This window comes from Mucilaginibacter sp., from assembly GCF_041088075.1.
Taxonomy (GTDB): domain Bacteria; phylum Bacteroidota; class Bacteroidia; order Sphingobacteriales; family Sphingobacteriaceae; genus Mucilaginibacter_A.
In genome coordinates this window covers 22,521-39,679 of sequence record NZ_JBGCVY010000014.1, presented here as the reverse complement: position 1 = coordinate 39,679, position 17,159 = coordinate 22,521, and the positions used below count along the sequence as shown (strand labels likewise).

The window sequence follows — 17,159 nt, the reverse complement described above, 5'->3', positions numbered from 1 at the left end:
AGGGTTTATAAACTTTTTTTAGGACGATAAAAACAGTATCAATTTTAGAGCTTTTTTAAATTTCATCCGACTTATTTTATATGCTTCTTTTATCACCTAAAAATCATTGACACAATGTACTTTTTGTACCAGGACGATATCCAAAAACAAAATTTACAGGCATAAAAGAAGCATCACAAACTTTATGACAGAATCTAAACGTGTCCTCAATCTTTCATTAACCTTTTTATCAATTCTGCACTTTGCTGGCGGCCGTGCTCCAACCTGTCTTTAAAAAAGTTTTGGGTGTGGTTGAAATGCAGTTTGTAACCATCCATGTCGCTGTAATTTACAATGGCCGACCAATCGCGCACGGCAGAATGAAACTCCAAATCATCGCCGCGGATACTTTTATCGTACAAAGCTGTTTCGATGGATTCTTCCAGCAAATCTTCATTCTTAAATAAATATTCGGCAATGCCCAAACGCAAACGAAAAGGCGGCGTTTGGCAAATTAAATTATCGTAAGGGTTTACCTGCAATTTGTTCCAGGCATCAACCATGCTTAACAAACTTAAATGGGAGTTTGGTTTCCGAAGATGGGAATTGACAGACAGCGAAAACTCTTTCATAATGCTGTCGTCCAGTAAAATGGGTGTCTGGCTTTCGTGGAAAACAAAATCGCGCGCTTTATACAAACGCTTACGCAGCTCTTTTTCATCTTCCTGGATCATCAGCTTGAATAACTCGGATTCAGAAACCGCATATTGCTTTACCTGCTGCTTGGCGTAAGGGTTTAAAATGGCTGCGCCGGCATAAACGTGTGCTTTGTAACTGAAAATACGCAGCATGATCAGGATTTTTACATTATCAATCCCGCCAATGTAAGCAGCATTTTCCCAGGGATAGAAACCTGCCGTGGCACAAGCTGTTCCCATACTTTCAAAACCAACATGGGTAACAGCTTGGGTGTCGGCAACGATTTTATCATGCTGATGGTAATCTTCCATTTCTACCAGGTTTACTTCCAAAAGCAGCAGCACATCCACCAATGTTTGATATGTTTTTTGATCACAGCGGTGCGGAATCACGACCAGCTTTTGTCCCTTTGGTATAAAACCCGGCCCATGTAGTGCGTGAATGGTAATAATTTGGGCATCTGAAGGCAAAAACTCTTCAAAAGCAGCAACCTCCGGGTGCTTTACCGATGTTTGGCCTGCTACAATTGCACCAGTTTTTGCATAAGGCGCGTAACGCGCCACCACTTCTTTGATTTTTTCTGCTTCTACAGAAAAGATCAGCAGATCGCTTTTTTGTGCGGTTTCCCTTCCGTCTATAAGCACTTCAATTTGGTGCGGGTTTAATTCTTCGCACAAACGTTCAAAATTGTGCGGCAAATCAGTTCCGCAAACTTCTAAACCCTGCTGTGCAAAAGCTTTTGCATACAATTTGCCCATATCGCCTAAACCTATAAATCCGATTACCATGCGGCTAAGTTAATTACGTTTAAGTTATTTTAATGCCGATGTTAATATTCGTTTGCATTGAATACTATATTTTTGTTATAATGGCATTGTTTAATTTGAAAATGTTTACCCAAACCAAAGCTTCTTTTATGCACTTAAAATCAGGGCTCCGTTTATTGCAGGTAATTCTGTTATCTACTATACTTTCAACTACTTACGCACAAGATTCGGCAAGGGCCAAACCAAAAGTGCCGGTGGCTGCAAAAGCGTATTTGCAAAAAACCAACCCGACAAATCCGGCACAACCTTCTGCCACTGCGCCAATAGGTGTAAGTTTGGACAAAAGTTTAAAAGGGCAATATAATTTTATTTCGGGCAAAGTTTATCGTTATCAGCAACCGATGATTGACGCTTTTTATAAAAGCGTGCAGGATAGTTTGCGCATCCAGCGCAACAGTTTAGCTGCTTTACAACACAAACTATCGGCACAAAGCAAAACTTTGAATGATTTGCAAACGGATGTAAATACTAAAGAACAAAGCCTAAACGCTACCAATGCACAAATCAACAGTATTAGTTTTTTAGGGATGCCGGTTGCCAAAACCACTTACAATACCATTATGTGGGGTTTGGTGATTGCACTTGGCGCTTTGGCGGCTACCGTCATTTTCCTTTCGGCAAGTGCAAGGCGTGAGGCACATTACCGCACCAAATTGTACAACGAACTGGAGGAAGAATACAAAGGCTATAAAACCAAAGCCAACGACAAAGAGAAAAAACTGTCGCGCGATTTGCAAACGGTTAGAAACAAACTGGAAGAAATTACCGGAAACCCGGAATATTGATGATGCTTCTTTTATCGGGTAAAAATTGGTGTTGAAACAAAAAAGATCGCCTCCTTTCGGGAACGATCTTTTTTTATGGATAAAAGAAGTATGAGATGACTTTTTAATAATTTGGTTTGAAAGAAACAATTGCTTCCTGAGAAAGAACACTTCCTGAGAAAAAACAATTGTGTATTCTTTTATTTAGAAATAGATAAGCTTTTCTTAAACTCTTCCAAAGAAACCGTTCGGCCAGCTTTGATATCTTCCTGGCCTCTTTTAATACCTTCTAAAACATGAACTGGTAAAGTATCATCTTTTTCATAGGAGATATTTAAAGATTTGAAAAAGTCCAAAACAAGTTTTTTTTGCTCTTCTGTTGGATGTACAATGTAGGTTTCCATCATAACAAATATATTAAAATCATGACACAAAGTGAATACTTCTTTTATCGGCATAAAATCAGCATAAAACAAAAAAGATCGTTTCCTTTTCGGGAACGATCTTTTTTATGGATAAAAGAAGTACTTATACTTTGATCTCTACTTCAACACCGCTTGGCAATTCTAATTTCATCAACGCATCCACTGTTTTGGAGTTGGAGCTGTAAATATCAAGCAAGCGTTTGTAAGAGCATAATTGAAATTGCTCGCGTGCTTTTTTATTCACGTGTGGCGAACGCAAAACAGTGAAAATTCTTTTTTCAGTTGGCAAAGGCAGCGGTCCGCTTACAACAGCACCGGTTGGCTTTACAGTTTTTACAATTTTCTCGGCAGATTTATCTACCAAGTTGTAATCGTAAGATTTTAATTTGATTCTGATTCTTTGGCTCATTTTTGTTTTTTTGTTTTGAATGATTTCACCGATTTAAGATGATTTCACTGATTTTATTGCCGTCCTAAGAGCTATTTATTAGGAACGGTTGTTTTGATTACTTTTAGAATTACACTGATAATCTGTGAAATCACATAAACTATCAGTGCAATCAGTTTTAATTTTTATGCGTGAACTTTTCCTTTTGATTTGGCAATAACTTCGTCTTGCACGTTGCGCGGCGCTGGTTCGTAGTGGTCAAACTCCATCGTAGAAGTTGCACGGCCGGAAGTGATGGTACGCAATTGCGTTACATAACCAAACATTTCTGAAAGCGGAACAGTTGCTTTGATAACCTGTGCACCTGCACGGGAATCCATACCTAACAGCTGGCCACGACGACGGTTCATATCACCAATTACATCACCCATGTTTTCTTCCGGAGTTAAAATTTCGATCTTCATGATCGGCTCCATCAAAACCGGTTTACATTTTGGCAATGCTTCGCGATAAGCAGAACGTGCACAAATTTCAAACGATAAAGCATCCGAATCAACTGCGTGGAAAGAACCGTCAATTAAACGGACTTTCATATCCTGCAACGGATAACCTGCCAAAACACCATTTGTCATTGCAGCAGCAAAACCTTTTTCTACGGATGGGATAAATTCACGCGGGATAGAACCGCCTGAAATTTCATTCACAAACTGTAAACCTGTTTTACCTTCATCGTTTGGAGAGATGATGATTTGTATATCAGCAAACTTACCACGGCCACCAGTTTGTTTCTTGTAAGTTTCGCGGTGCTGGGTTGTACCCGTGATCGCTTCTTTGTAAGAAACCTGCGGCGCACCTTGGTTAACTTCAACTTTAAACTCGCGTTTTAAACGGTCCATAATGATATCCAAGTGAAGCTCGCCCATTCCTGAAATAACGGTTTGGCCTGTTTCTTCATCGGTATTAACACGGAAAGTCGGATCTTCTTCGGCCAGTTTACCTAAAGCCATACCTAATTTATCTACATCGGCCTGTGTTTTAGGCTCGATAGCTAAACCGATAACCGGCTCAGGGAAGTTCATAGATTCCAGAACGATCGGGTTTTTCTCATCACAAAGTGTATCACCTGTTTTGATATCTTTAAAACCAACAACCGCAGCAATATCACCGGCACCTACGTTCGGGATTGGGTTTTGCTTGTTGGCGTGCATTTGGAAGATACGCGAAATACGCTCTTTATTTTCTGAACGTGCGTTGTACACATACGAACCTGCTTCCAGATTACCTGCGTAAACGCGGATAAAGCACAAACGGCCTACGAAAGGATCGGTTGCAATTTTAAACGCCAAAGCTGCAAAAGGCTCTTTTTCATCTGGTTTTACCAAAACTTCTGCACCTGTGTTTGGATTTGTACCTACAACACCTTTAGAGTCCAAAGGCGAAGGCAACAATTCCATCACATAATCCAGCATTGTTTGTACACCTTTATTTTTGAAAGATGAACCGCAAGTCATCGGAACAATTTTACCAGACAAAGTAGCCTGACGTAAAGCATCTAAAACTTCGCGTTCGGTAATACTTGCCGGATCATCAAAGAATTTCTCCATCAATGTATCGTCGAATTCTGCAACAGCTTCCAGTAATTTCTCTCTCCATTCGGTTGCTTCTTCTACCAAATCAGCCGGGATTGGCACTTCGGTAAAAGTCATTCCTTTATCGTGCTCGTTCCAAACAATACCACGGAAGTTGATCAAATCAACCACACCTTGGAATCCTTCTTCGGCACCAATCGGGATTTGTAAGGGAACTGCGTGGCTGCCCAACATAGTACGAACTTGCTTTACAACTTTTAAGAAGTCGGCACCGGAACGGTCCATTTTGTTAACGAAACCGATACGCGGCACATTGTAATTGTTAGCCAGGCGCCAGTTGGTTTCTGATTGCGGTTCTACACCATCAACAGCAGAAAACAAAAACACCAAACCATCCAATACGCGCAAAGAACGATTTACCTCAACGGTAAAATCTACGTGCCCCGGTGTATCAATGATGTTGATATGGTAAGTGTTGTTGCGGTATTTCCAGTTTACGGTGGTAGCTGCCGAAGTTATGGTGATACCACGCTCCTGCTCTTGTGCCATCCAGTCCATCGTTGCAGCACCTTCATGCACTTCACCGATTTTGTGGCTTACGCCCGAGTAGTACAGGATACGCTCGGTAGTAGTGGTTTTACCGGCATCAATGTGGGCGGCAATCCCAATATTTCTTGTATATTTAAGATCTCTTGACATTTTTTCTATTTGATTTCTCTGATTTTATAAAAGATTACACCGATTATTCTAAATCAAACAATCGGTGTAATCTTTTATCAATCTGTGTAATCTAATTTAATTAAAATCTGAAATGAGAGAACGCTTTGTTGGCTTCGGCCATTTTGTGCGTATCTTCTTTCTTTTTCACGGCTGCGCCTTCGCCTTTTGCAGCAGAAATGATCTCGCCGGCCAGTTTCTCCATCATCGTTTTTTCTCCGCGACGACGGGAATAGCTGATCAGCCATTTCATGCCTAAAGCAATTTTACGCTCCGGGCGAACTTCTGTAGGCACCTGGAAGTTGGCGCCACCAACACGGCGGGATTTCACTTCAACAGCAGGCATTACATTGTTCAATGCTTTTTTCCAAGTATCCAAACCGCTTTCGCTTGTCCGTTTTTCTACCAGTTCTACGGCATCATAAAAAATAGTATAAGCGGTAGATTTTTTACCGTCATACATCATGTTATTTACAAACCTGGTAACCAAAGTATCATTGAACTTTGGATCAGGAAGGATGATTCTCTTTTTTGGTTTTGACTTTCTCATTGCTTAAATCCTCCTATTCTTATTTCTTTTTCTTAGCTGGTGCACCTTTTGCCGCTACCGCTGGCTGACCTGGTTTAGGGCGTTTCGTTCCGTATTTGGAACGACGTTGGTTACGGCCTGCAACACCTGAAGTATCAAGCGCGCCACGGATAATGTGATAACGAACGCCTGGTAAATCTTTTACCCGGCCACCGCGGATCAAAACGATCGAGTGTTCCTGTAAATTGTGGCCTTCGCCGGGGATATACGCATTCACCTCTTTGCCGTTGGTTAAACGGACACGGGCAACTTTACGCATGGCTGAGTTTGGTTTTTTAGGGGTAGTGGTGTACACACGTGTGCACACACCTCTTCGCTGTGGACAGCTGTCCAACGCTGGCGACTTACTCTTGTCAACCATAGCTACTCTACCTTTTCTAACTAATTGCTGAATAGTAGGCATTTTTGCTTTTAAATGTTTACAGTATTTTCCTTATATTAAAAGGACTGCAAAAGTAGCAACTTTAATTTTGATAATCAAGCGGTTGGAGGAAAAAGATTTTTGGGTGGTAAAAGAAGTATGACGATGGCAATCCTTAAAACAATTTATAGTTCGTACTTGACTCTGATATAAATTATAAATCATCCAAGTTTCTTTTTGCATTACATCTAACCAAAAACATTTATAAAACTTCTTGTTTTCATTATAAAAACCAGCACACCAATTTTTAATGGATAAAAACAGCATTACTGATTATTCAAGTCTTTTGAGCATTATCAAACCGTTTAGCAATTTTACTTAGCCTATCCAATTGAACCCAAACTAACAATCAATTAAAGTATAAGTTAAAAGAGTTGGCTAAGACTCAAAACAGGATCAAGTATCATCTTGTTAATAATTTACAAAAGAAAAGAAGCGTTTTACCATAATGCTTCTGTTACCATACAATTTTTGCTAAACCTTATGCTAACCATAATCCCCAACAAAGAAGAATTTGTATTAGAAGTTCACCAGCGTTTATCTGAAGTTTATGGCAGTCAGATCAAATATTTTCACGATTTGGACCCGTTGAGCGAATTGGTATCGGCACTGTTATCGCACCGAACTAAAAATAAGGATTCGGCTTTGGCTTTTAACAACTTGCGCAACATTTTTGGCTCTTGGGAAAACGTACGCGATGCAGCAACCAATGAGGTACAAACTGCCATCAATCCTTGCACCTGGCCGGAGCAAAAGGCACCGCGGTTACAACAAATTTTAAGTTTGATAGCCGAACGTTGCGGTACGCTATCTTTAGATTTTTTGTCGGAAATGGATGTTGCCGCTGCCCGAAAATGGTTGGAAGAGTTGCCCGGCGTTGGCCCGAAAACCAGTGCTGCCGTGATGTCTTTCAGTAATTTGCGTGCGAAAGCTTTGCCGGTTGATTCGCACCATTTCCGTGTTGCCGTGCGTTTGGGAATTATTGATGCCAAAATTGGGGAAGCTAAAGCAAACCGCGTATTAGAAAACTTGTTGCCGCCAGGTTTTACCGCCCAGGAAATGTACGACAACCACCAGGTGATGATGCGGCACGGGCAAAAAACATGCTTCCATTTTAAACCGGATTGCAAGAATTGCGTGTTGTTGGATCTTTGCCCAACCGGACAAAGTTTGGTTCATCAATAAATTGTTTAAGCTTTTGCCATACTTCTTTTACCGGCTAAAAGTTAGTGCGTTAGCATTTAGAAAGGTTTCTATAAAATTCTTTGTAAATTTACTTATCAAATATCAATCAAAATGGATTTAAACCACAATTACACGGTAGAAGAAGTTTTAGAAATTGCACTGACTTTAAAACCAGAAGACAGGAAAAAAGTGCAAGAAGAAATTCAGAAATCGCTGTTAAATGAAAAAGAAATATTAGATAAAATTTCTCCTTTTCATCAAAAATACGAAGCAACTTATAAAACGCTTGCCTAATGCGCTTGCTTACTAAAGAAGAAATAGCTTTCTCAATAAAAACAATATTGCAAGATTTGGAGGAAATTATGTTCCTGCATACAATTATTTGCATGAAAGTTTTTTAGAATATTTGGTTGACATTGTTGATGCAGTACTGTTTGGAGAACCAATGTGCCCGGAAATACATCACAAAGCTGGCTTATATCTTTTCAATATTATATCAAACCATATATTTACAGATGGCAATAAACGCACAGGTCTTGATGCTTGCCTTTTATTTCTTGAATTTAACGGCTATCAATTAAACGATGCTGTTACCAACCAAATCCTGACCGACTTTATAATTTCTGTCGCTTCGGGAGAACATACTTTAGAAACCGTACAAACCTGGCTAATGTTAAATTCTGTTAAAAAATAATTCGGTTATAAAGCGTCAACTTCAATAACAGCTAAACGTACAAACCCTACCAGCTACACAATCAAACATTTTTGTAGTTTAGCAAGTTAAAACATCATTTTAAACACTCAAATTATTAGCCCATGAAATTTAAACGATCAATACCGGCACTGCTTTTGGTTGCCGTACTGGCCCAAAGTTGTGTCAGCACAAAAAAGTACCAGCAACTGCAAACCAGCTACAACCAATTAGACAGCAACACGCGCAACCTGAACGGCAAGTATTTATTAAGCGAACGCAATGTAGCCGTGCTGACCAACCGCGTTGCAAGTTTGGAAGAACAGTTAGCTTCTGAAAGGGCAAATTCCAAATCCCTGCAAGATGCTTTAACCAAAGCCTTAAACGCCAGCAGCCAAGGGAATGTAAACGTTTCTAAATTGGTTGATGAGATCAACAGCTCAAACAAATACATCCAGCAATTGATCAATACCAAAAACAAAAGCGATTCGCTTAATTTGGTTTTGACCAACAATTTAACACGTTCTTTAAGCCAACAGGAAATGAAAGACGTGGATGTGCAGGTGTTGAAAGGCGTGGTTTATATTTCGCTTTCGGACAATATGCTGTACAAATCCGGCAGTTATGAGATTTCGGATAAATCAGGCGAAACCTTGAGCAAGATTGCCAAGATCATTATGGACTACAACAACTATGATGTGTTGATTGAAGGCAATACCGACAATGTGCCAATTACGGCAAAAAACATCCGCAACAATTGGGACTTGAGTACTTTACGCGCTTCTTCTGTTGTGCAGGCTTTGCAAAATACTTACAACGTTGACCCAAAACGTTTGACTGCTGGCGGCCGTGGCCAATACAACCCAATTGCAGACAACAGCACCGAAGCCGGCAGGATTAAAAACAGGCGCACGCAAATTATCATCACACCAAAATTAGACCAGTTTATGGATTTGATTGGCAAAGCGCCGGAGAAAACGAAATAAATTAAACTGAAAATCATATTTTACAAAAGGCTGTTCTTAACCAATGGGCAGCCTTTTTTATAGTTTAATTTTTAGTAGGTTTACTAATCAAACTATCAAAAAATGGAATCACAACATAACTATACTGTAGAAGAAGTTTTGGAGATTGTAAACACAATGGCTCCAAAAGACAGGGAAACCATAAAGACTGCACTTTTGCTGGAAGAAGCTGAATTTGAACGTTTAGTAAAAGAAGATTTTGCTAAATACGAAGCTACTTTTAAAGCTCTCGCGTAATGCTTTATTTAAGTAAAAAGCAAATTACCACAATTAACAGGCTAACACTTTCATCTCATGGTGGCAACTTTGTTCCACCATATAATTTGTTAAACGAACCTGCTCTTGATTATTTAGTTGATGCTGTATTTGCAGAAATATTTGAGCAACCACTTTATCCTTCTATTCATGATAAAGCAGGATTATATATGTTCAATATTATTGCTAATCACATTTTTTCTGATGGAAATAAACGCACCGGCCTTGAAGCCGGTTTACTTTTTTTAAAGCTTAACGGCTATCAACTTAACAGCCAGATAAACGATGAAATTTTAACTGATTTTATTCTTTCGGTAGCTTCGGGAAACCAAGCATTGGAAACCGTGCAAAATTGGTTGAAGCTAAATTCTGTTAAAAAATAAGAAAGTTGTTTTTTCAGCTTAAACATCCGCTACAAAACCAACATTCTCACCTTCTTCAAAAACAACATACGCACGCCTCCAGGGCTCGTCGCCCAGCATTTGCCAGGTATGGCCGCTGCCTTTGGTATCCATTGCAAGCAAAACTTCGCCTGCTTTCAACACAAATTTTTTGCCGCTAAAAACAGTAAATTCTAACGAACCTGTTAAGGTAAGCACGAATTGGGTTTTGGGCGCAGGGTGCCAATCATAATATTGCCTGGCGGCAGTTTCTTTAAAATGAATGGCAATGGCTTTGCTGCTAAAGTTTTCGGCAACATGGCCAGAAACAATATGCGAATGCCCGTCTGCACCAGTTATCAATTGGTAAGCTTTGATCATGTTTTGCTGAATTTATGCCGATAAAAGAAGCATCAACTTATACCCTTTTAAAAGTCATGGTTTTACCGATGAATTTAAAGTGCCAGTAGCCGGTAACTTTCAAAACGCCTTCGTTGGTGATGCTGGCCGCCGAACTCCAGGTCCGCCCGTTTTTGGCATCGTAGATCATGCCGTTTTCCCAAGAATTGGTTTGCGGGTTGTACGCTAAATTGTCCACCACTTCCATTCCGAGCAGTTTCCGGTTTCGTAATGCGGAATTCGGGTTTTTGTAATCAATCCTGGAGTTCATCGGTTTGGATTTATCGTCCGAATCATCAAACCAAATCAATTTGGCCGCGTACTTGTCGCCATTTTTATAAACCTGCACCATTACGTTTTTTTCTTCGGACATCCATTTGCCCAAAATCCTGTCCTGTACAGCAACGCCGGTAGTTAATATTTGTGCCGAAGACTGGTTTGCCATGCCTAAACTCAGCAGCAATATAAAACAGGAAAAAACAACCGGCCGAAGTAAAATTTGCTGTGCTTCTTTTATCATATAAAATTTTGTGTTTCGCACTATAACGAGGTACAGCGTATTACCTTATCCGATATTTTTTATTGGGCAGATAAATTTTGCAGGCCACGCTTTTCGGGCGGCAAGGCCATAAATTTTTTATACGAGTCGTTGAGGTATAAAGTAAGCGAAGAACGAGGCGTTTTCTTCAAAAAAGCAAGCGTTGGGCGGTACAGCGACATAAAATTTTCCAAATCCTGGCCTTTTAGCGGCACCACGCTGCTCACATAAGCGGCATTAAAAATCGAATCTATTTGCCGTTCTTCTGTTTCCCGTTCAAAATAACGTTTCAAACGGCGTGCGTCTTTGGCCTCTTTTCCAAAAATACGCGACGGGGAAAGGGCAAATTTGCTTTTTTCGTACACATCGGGATATTCTTCGCGCGGGTTAAAAGAACGCGATGAAGTAATATTGACCGTATTTAAAGTGATGTTGCGGAACGAAAGTTCGATGTGTTTCGGGCTTAGATCAACCAGGTACAACGTATCCGAAACGTAGCCCGGCGAAGAAAAAATCAGCGTATGGTTGATCACGGTACGGATGCTGAAGTTGCCGGAATTATCGGTCAGCGCAACTTCTTTTGAATTGATGTCGCGCACAAAAACATTTGACAGTTTTCGCGAAGATTTTCCTTCGTAAACCGTTCCCCTTAAAATATTTTGGGCTTGTACGCTTCCGGTAATCACCAAAAACAGGATTAAAAATATGCGGCTGCTCATGTACCAATAACCCAAATTTTTATTAAAAGTTGTGTTAAATTTTATGGTGATAAAAGAAGCATCAACCGGGCATCAAAAAAAAGAAGCTTTGGTTTCCCAATGCTTCTTTTATCAATACTTTTTTATGCCAATTATTTTTTCCAAACGTTATTGTCTTCGTTAAAATCAGGCAAAACTTTATCAGGGTCAGAAGTTACCGATTCAATTTTTTCGGTGGACGGATAACGGAAAGTCCAAGTTGTGTTACGCATCCAAATCTCAACCGGCAGTTTGATGCGGTCGGTTTTGCCGCTTTCGGTTTTCACTTCCAAAATCATTGGCATTGGCATTTTTTCCAGGTTATCAACCGTAATTAATGCGCCTTTTGCCGGGTCGTTGTCCACATATTTTACATCGCGCACGGCCTGGTCTAAACGCCAGTTGTTTTGAAACCAGCCGCGCCAAAACCAGTTCAGGCTTTCGCCTGAAACATTTTCCATCGTCCTGAAAAAATCATCAGGCGTTGGATGTTTAAAAGCCCAGCGGTTGATGTAGGTTTGGAAAGCGCGGTCAAAACGTTCCGGCCCTAAAATCTGTTCGCGCAGCAAAACCAACCCGGCACTTGGCTTAGAATAAAGCAAAATTCCATTGTTTCTTTCTTTTATCCCGTCAACCGGGCTTAAAATTGGCTCCAAGTTTGGCGATGTAAAAATAGCGCCAATGCGGTGCATGTCCGGTGGGTTGGCCGGTTTGTACTCGCCGTTGTTAAAATTAGCGGTAGAAAGCGTGTTGATAAACGTGTTAAAACCTTCGTCCATCCAGCCGTACAAACGCTCGTTCGAGCCAACAATCATCGGGAACCAGTTGTGGCCAAACTCATGGTCGTTTACGCCCCAAAGCGAACGGCCTTTTGCTTTGTACCCGCAAAAAACAATGCCCGGATATTCCATCCCGCCAACAATACCGGCAACGGTTGTGGCCGACGGATAAGTAAACTCGTACCATTTGGCCGAGTTAAACTCGATGGATTTTTTGGTGTATTCGGTTGACCTTCCCCAGGCATCATCGCCCACGCTTTCTACCGGATAAGCAGAAATAGATAGCGCTTTACGGCCGCTTGGCAAATTCATTTTGGCCGCATCCACTATAAAAGCTGCCGAAGATGCCCAGGAAGCATCGCGTGCATTTTTGAGTTTGAAATGCCAGGTTAAGGTTTGTTTTCCGGCCAGGCGGGAGGCTTTGTTGGTTACTTCGTCTGCCGTGCGGATCATTACCGTTTTATCGCTTTTTGCGGCTGCTGCCCAGCGTTTTAACTGCTCGGCCGTATAAACCTGCTGCGGGTTTTGCAACTCGCCCGAAGAAACCACGATATGGTTTGCAGGCGCGGTAATGTTGATATCGAAATCGCCGTATTCTAAGTAAAACTCGCCCGGGCCTGTGTATGGCAGCATATTCCAACCGGAAACATCGTCGTACACATACATCCGCGGGTACCATTGCCCAATGGTATAAATTTTGCCGTTTTTGGTGTCGAGATAACCCGTCCGGTCTGAGCCATAATTGGGTTCGATAAAACTGTATTCGATCTTTAATTTTACCTGGCCGCCGCCTGCATTTAAGTTTTGCGGGAGAAAAACCTGCATCCGCGTATCGTTAATCATAAACTTAACGTCGGTTTCGGTAGCTTTTCCTTTTCCGGCAGATACTGTTTTTACCGACTTAATTTTATACCCGGCGTCAAAAACCTGGCCGCGGCCACCGTTTCGGCTACCCGTTGTCGGGATGATGGCCGAACCGCGCGAATCCTGGCGGAACAAGTTTTGGTCCAACTGCATCCACAGAAAACCCAATTTATCCGGGCTGTTGTTGGTGTAAGTCAAAATTTCCGTTCCGGTGATCTCGTTCGTTTGATCATTTAACGAAGCAGAAAGCTGATAATCAGCGCGGTTTTGCCAGTATTTTGGCCCCGGCTGCCCGCCTGCCGAACGGTATTCGTTGCCGTTTTTCGTGTAGAAAAACGGCGCAAAAGCATCGTGGTAATTGTAGTTGGTTTGGATTTGCGGCTCCTGGATGCGGTTAAAATCAGGCCGGCCGGTTCTTGCGGCAGCGGCAGGTGTTGTTGCCGGTGGCGTGGTTTGTGCCGAAGCCAGGTCAGCAAAAAACAGCAGGCTAAAAGCAAAAGCAGGTAAAAAGTTTAGTTTCATTTGATTAATGGTAATTTCTGTGCCTAAATTAAAGCATAATTCAGCATAAAAACAGAAAAGCAATGGAGAAGTAAGGTGATTGTTACCAAAACCTTGTACAGAAACGAAACCGCACTAACTTTTGCCCGATAAAAGAAGCATCCGATACCGGTCTTCCTCAAAACCCAAAACCAGTTGATGCTGAAATTCCAAAATCGGCCTTTTGATCATACTGTTTTTATCGTGCAAAAGTTGGAGTGCTTCTTTTTCGCCAGTGATGGTGGCTTTGGTTTCCGGAGTTAGTTGTTTCCAGGTTAAACCTTGTTTGTTCAGCAGTTTTTCGTAACCAACTTTGGAGCTCCATTCCTGCAATTTCTCCGCAGCAACGCCTTCCTTTTTAAAATCATGAAAAATAAATCCGATCTGGTTTTCTTTCAGCCAGTCCAATGCTTTTTTTACCGTGTTGCAATTTTTGATACCGTAAATATCCATCGGGCAAAATTAATTATTCCCGCCTGTACTTTTGCCGCCGCCTTTGGTATCATCGTTGTTGATGCTGCGCTGATTCTTTTTGATATCGCCGTTAAGCTTTCCAAACTTGTAACTCAAACTGATGCGGTAATTGCTGTACCGGTTTTGATTGTGCGAAACCTGGTAATAATCTGGCGTAGCGGTATATTGCGTAAATTGGAAACGTTCTTTAAAAGGACTATTTGCCGCAATTGCAAGCGTTAGTTTCTTCTTCAACATTTCTTTGGAAGCACTGTACGAGGTAAAAATAAAACGGCTCGATTTCCCCTGCAAAAGTACATCGCCGCTATAATAACCGGCATCAAAACCAAAACGGTAACCATTGTTTAACTTGTAACCCAAATTGGCAAAAGCATTGCCCGTAACACCTTGGTTTTTATACAATTGCCCGTTGTAACTTCCTTCGAGCCAAATCTGGTTTAGTTGGGAATTGACACTTAATGACAAGTTTTTAAAGAAAGTATAATTTGCGCTTAAATTAAGGCCCAAACTTTTATTAGAACCTAAATTTTGATACGTAGATGTGGTAACGGTATCCTGTTTACCAGCCGTATTGGTTGCCAAACTAATGTTGCTTACGTTTTGAATGGAGTTGTTGGAAAACGCATAACTTGTGCCAATATTGATGGAACCTTTTGCAAAATTACTGTACGTTAGTTCGAAAGTATGGTTCAGTTCGGGCTGCAAGTTGGGGTTGCCGGTGCTGATAAATTTGGGGTTGGATTGATCAACAAAAGGGTTCAACTGCCAAATCCCCGGCCGTTGGATACGTTCGGTAAAGCCAAAGTTTAGGCTGCTGGTTTTGAAACTCCGCAGCAAAGAAACCGACGGGATAAAGTTGTTGTAATCCTGTTTGATGGCGCTCCCGACAGAAGTAAAATCAGCATTAACTGTAGTTCGCTCCAAACGCAAACCCGCTTTGGCCGTCCATTTTATTAATTTTAATTGATAAGAATTGTAAAAGCTATAAACATTTTGCTGATAGCTAAAATCGTTGGTTTGCCGCGGGTTAACTTCGTACAAACCCGTTGTATTATTTAAGTTTTCACTGGTAAAAGCACTGTAATTATCGCGCAAGATGGCTTTTCCGCCTGCTTCAATGTTGAACTTTTTAACCGGATGTACATAATCCAACTGATACGTTTGCACATTGCTGCCCGCATTGTTATGTTGCTGATAATTGGGCAAAGGATAATTGACGGCATCGGAAATATGCACATCGTTAAACTGCGTACTTGGCGAATGGCTGTACTTGTAAGAAAAAGTAAGCAGCCGGTTTTTATCTTTTTTAAAGCCCAATTGATAGTTAAGTGCGGCATCCAAACCCGTCCAGGTGTTGTTGCCATCGTTGATAAAATGGTAAAACTGCGTTAAATCGCCCAAACCATTGCGCTGTGCCGATTGCTGGTCGGCGCCTTGCTTAAACTTGCCTTTGTTATAATCTATCGAGCCGGTAATTAGGTTCAATGTATCAATTTCGTAACTCAGTTCTGCATTCAAATAAGTGTAATTGCCGCCAAAAGTATTGGTTCCGTTTTGGGCCAAAACAGATTGGTCGCGGGTAAAAGTTTGCGTGTTATCAAAAGGGTTAACTTGCCTTTGCTGCTGGCCAATTCCCGCATAACCCGAAACGCCAAATTTGCCTTGCTTAACCGTTCCGTTTAAATTTACGCCCGGCCCCCAAACTGTATTCTCCCGCAAATTGATGCTGCCGTTGTAACCCTGGTCCACATTTTTTTTGGTGATGATGTTGATGATCCCGGCCAAACCTTCGGCATCGTATTTTGCGGGCGGCGTGGTGATGACTTCAATCCGTTCGATATTGGCGGCAGGCATCGCCTTAAAAACATCCGAAGGGTTTTTGGCAACCAGCGACGATTCTTTATTGTTGATCAAAATTTTATAATTCCCGCTGCCTTTCAGTTTGATATTGTCCTGCGCATCCACCGAAAGCATCGGCACTTTGCGCAACATATCCAACGCCGTTAAAACCGTGCTTTCCGGATCGGCCTGCACATCATAAGCAATGCGGTCAACCTCGCGTTTCACAATCGGCCGCGCCGCCACCACCGAAACCTCTTTGAGTTGGTTGCTCGATGCCGATAAAGCGATCCTCCCCGCATCGGCCGTTTCTGATGCTTCTTTTACCGGTATAATTTTAGTGTTATAACCTACGTAAGCAATATTTAACTGGTAGGCCGCAGGTTTTAAGTTGAGGACCTGGAACGAGCCGTCTTCTTTCGTCAGCGTACTTTTAACTGCTTTACCTGCTGCATCTTTTAGGACCACGGTTACAAAACTTAAAGGTGTTTTTTTGGCCGAATCCACCACCATACCTTTTATTTTGTAAGAATTAGTTTGGGCCGATGCTGTAAAATGTAAAAAAATGCCAAGCACAAAGAGTAAAAGTAGAGATGGTTTCATTGGTAGGATTTAGGTTGATGCCGCAAGTTAAAGAAGATGTTTATAAGATAAATTTTTTTAACAAATTTTAACTATTTACTTAGTTAATTCTGTTACAGTTTTCAAACTTGCTCATTTACTGTAAGATGAAAAGTTGCTGTAAATGTTACAATCATTAAAACCTTATATTTTACGGTTTGAATTTGCAGATTAATGTTTATTCAGAACCTGATTACATTTATATCAGATCCTTCAATATACTCAAGGTTAATACCAATGCTTCTTTTACCCTATAAAAATTGGTGTTGCTTCAATTTAAAATCAAATGTTTACTAAATTTTAGGTGGTAAAAGAAGCATGTAAAATAAATAGGGCAAAATTTAAACACGCTCTCAGGCTATTGTTGTAATTTTAAGAAGCATCTTCCCCACTGGCAAAATTATTTTTTGCATGTTAGTAAATACTGTTGTCCG

General features: G+C 41.0%; 19 protein-coding genes. 7 read left to right on the top strand and 12 right to left on the bottom strand.

Annotated features, from left to right (window positions below; translation table 11 throughout):
• Nucleotides 1–206 precede the first annotated feature (206 nt).
• Complete coding sequence (locus V5804_RS02130) at nucleotides 207–1,466, bottom strand: NAD(P)-binding domain-containing protein (protein WP_369589725.1); 1,260 nt, start codon at nucleotides 1,464–1,466, stop codon at nucleotides 207–209.
• An 80-nt stretch (nucleotides 1,467–1,546) separates the two neighbouring features.
• Here V5804_RS02130 and V5804_RS02125 point away from each other — a divergent pair, with 80 nt between their 5' ends.
• Nucleotides 1,547–2,290, top strand: a complete 744-nt coding sequence (locus V5804_RS02125) for a hypothetical protein (protein ID WP_369589724.1) — start codon at nucleotides 1,547–1,549, stop codon at nucleotides 2,288–2,290.
• Between the two features lie 179 nt (nucleotides 2,291–2,469).
• Here V5804_RS02125 and V5804_RS02120 read toward each other — a convergent pair whose 3' ends face one another.
• The 5 genes from V5804_RS02120 to rpsL form a co-directional block, all read right to left on the bottom strand.
• On the bottom strand, nucleotides 2,470–2,727 hold the full coding sequence (locus V5804_RS02120) for a hypothetical protein (protein WP_369589723.1): 258 nt from the start codon (nucleotides 2,725–2,727) through the stop codon (nucleotides 2,470–2,472).
• A gap of 70 nt (nucleotides 2,728–2,797) precedes the next feature.
• Nucleotides 2,798–3,103, bottom strand: coding sequence for a 30S ribosomal protein S10 (rpsJ, locus tag V5804_RS02115; RefSeq protein WP_157566118.1), 306 nt, complete (start codon nucleotides 3,101–3,103; stop codon nucleotides 2,798–2,800).
• Nucleotides 3,104–3,267: 164 nt separating this feature from the next.
• The gene (gene fusA / locus V5804_RS02110) at nucleotides 3,268–5,370 is read right to left on the bottom strand and encodes an elongation factor G (protein WP_369589722.1); all 2,103 of its coding nucleotides are present in this window, start codon (nucleotides 5,368–5,370) and stop codon (nucleotides 3,268–3,270) included.
• 100 nt (nucleotides 5,371–5,470) lie between these two features.
• Complete coding sequence (rpsG, locus tag V5804_RS02105) at nucleotides 5,471–5,938, bottom strand: 30S ribosomal protein S7 (RefSeq protein ID WP_299289840.1); 468 nt, start codon at nucleotides 5,936–5,938, stop codon at nucleotides 5,471–5,473.
• A 19-nt stretch (nucleotides 5,939–5,957) separates the two neighbouring features.
• Complete coding sequence (gene rpsL, locus V5804_RS02100; protein ID WP_299289841.1) at nucleotides 5,958–6,380, bottom strand: 30S ribosomal protein S12; 423 nt, start codon at nucleotides 6,378–6,380, stop codon at nucleotides 5,958–5,960.
• A gap of 501 nt (nucleotides 6,381–6,881) precedes the next feature.
• Between rpsL and nth the strand changes: the two genes are divergently transcribed.
• The 6 genes from nth to V5804_RS02070 all read left to right on the top strand — a co-directional run bounded on the left by nth (nucleotide 6,882) and on the right by V5804_RS02070 (nucleotide 9,937).
• On the top strand, nucleotides 6,882–7,583 hold the full coding sequence (gene nth, locus V5804_RS02095) for an endonuclease III (protein WP_369589721.1): 702 nt from the start codon (nucleotides 6,882–6,884) through the stop codon (nucleotides 7,581–7,583).
• 111 nt (nucleotides 7,584–7,694) lie between these two features.
• Nucleotides 7,695–7,877: a hypothetical protein gene (locus V5804_RS02090; RefSeq protein WP_369589720.1), complete on the top strand. Its 183-nt coding sequence runs from the start codon at nucleotides 7,695–7,697 to the stop codon at nucleotides 7,875–7,877.
• Between the two features lie 88 nt (nucleotides 7,878–7,965).
• Complete coding sequence (locus V5804_RS02085; RefSeq protein WP_369589719.1) at nucleotides 7,966–8,277, top strand: type II toxin-antitoxin system death-on-curing family toxin; 312 nt, start codon at nucleotides 7,966–7,968, stop codon at nucleotides 8,275–8,277.
• A 122-nt stretch (nucleotides 8,278–8,399) separates the two neighbouring features.
• Complete coding sequence (locus V5804_RS02080; RefSeq protein WP_369589718.1) at nucleotides 8,400–9,260, top strand: flagellar motor protein MotB; 861 nt, start codon at nucleotides 8,400–8,402, stop codon at nucleotides 9,258–9,260.
• 102 nt (nucleotides 9,261–9,362) lie between these two features.
• Complete coding sequence (locus V5804_RS02075; protein WP_369589717.1) at nucleotides 9,363–9,536, top strand: hypothetical protein; 174 nt, start codon at nucleotides 9,363–9,365, stop codon at nucleotides 9,534–9,536.
• Nucleotides 9,536–9,937 (top strand): type II toxin-antitoxin system death-on-curing family toxin, encoded by a 402-nt coding sequence (locus V5804_RS02070; RefSeq protein WP_369589716.1) that lies wholly within the window; start codon nucleotides 9,536–9,538, stop codon nucleotides 9,935–9,937. The genes V5804_RS02075 and V5804_RS02070 overlap by 1 nt, the downstream gene beginning before the upstream one ends.
• A gap of 18 nt (nucleotides 9,938–9,955) precedes the next feature.
• Here the strand turns inward: V5804_RS02070 and V5804_RS02065 are convergent, their stop codons facing one another.
• The 6 genes from V5804_RS02065 to V5804_RS02040 form a co-directional block, all read right to left on the bottom strand.
• Nucleotides 9,956–10,315, bottom strand: coding sequence for a hypothetical protein (locus V5804_RS02065; protein WP_369589715.1), 360 nt, complete (start codon nucleotides 10,313–10,315; stop codon nucleotides 9,956–9,958).
• A 37-nt stretch (nucleotides 10,316–10,352) separates the two neighbouring features.
• Nucleotides 10,353–10,853: a DUF2147 domain-containing protein gene (locus V5804_RS02060; protein ID WP_369589714.1), complete on the bottom strand. Its 501-nt coding sequence runs from the start codon at nucleotides 10,851–10,853 to the stop codon at nucleotides 10,353–10,355.
• 59 nt (nucleotides 10,854–10,912) lie between these two features.
• Nucleotides 10,913–11,590, bottom strand: a complete 678-nt coding sequence (locus V5804_RS02055; RefSeq protein ID WP_369589713.1) for a hypothetical protein — start codon at nucleotides 11,588–11,590, stop codon at nucleotides 10,913–10,915.
• Nucleotides 11,591–11,721: 131 nt separating this feature from the next.
• On the bottom strand, nucleotides 11,722–13,773 hold the full coding sequence (locus tag V5804_RS02050) for a M1 family metallopeptidase (RefSeq protein WP_369589712.1): 2,052 nt from the start codon (nucleotides 13,771–13,773) through the stop codon (nucleotides 11,722–11,724).
• Nucleotides 13,774–13,887: 114 nt separating this feature from the next.
• Nucleotides 13,888–14,244, bottom strand: coding sequence for a Spx/MgsR family RNA polymerase-binding regulatory protein (locus V5804_RS02045; protein WP_369589711.1), 357 nt, complete (start codon nucleotides 14,242–14,244; stop codon nucleotides 13,888–13,890).
• A 9-nt stretch (nucleotides 14,245–14,253) separates the two neighbouring features.
• Nucleotides 14,254–16,707 carry a TonB-dependent receptor gene (locus tag V5804_RS02040; protein WP_369589710.1) on the bottom strand — a complete coding sequence of 818 codons (2,454 nt, stop codon included), beginning with the start codon at nucleotides 16,705–16,707 and terminating at the stop codon, nucleotides 14,254–14,256.
• Nucleotides 16,708–17,159 lie beyond the last annotated feature (452 nt).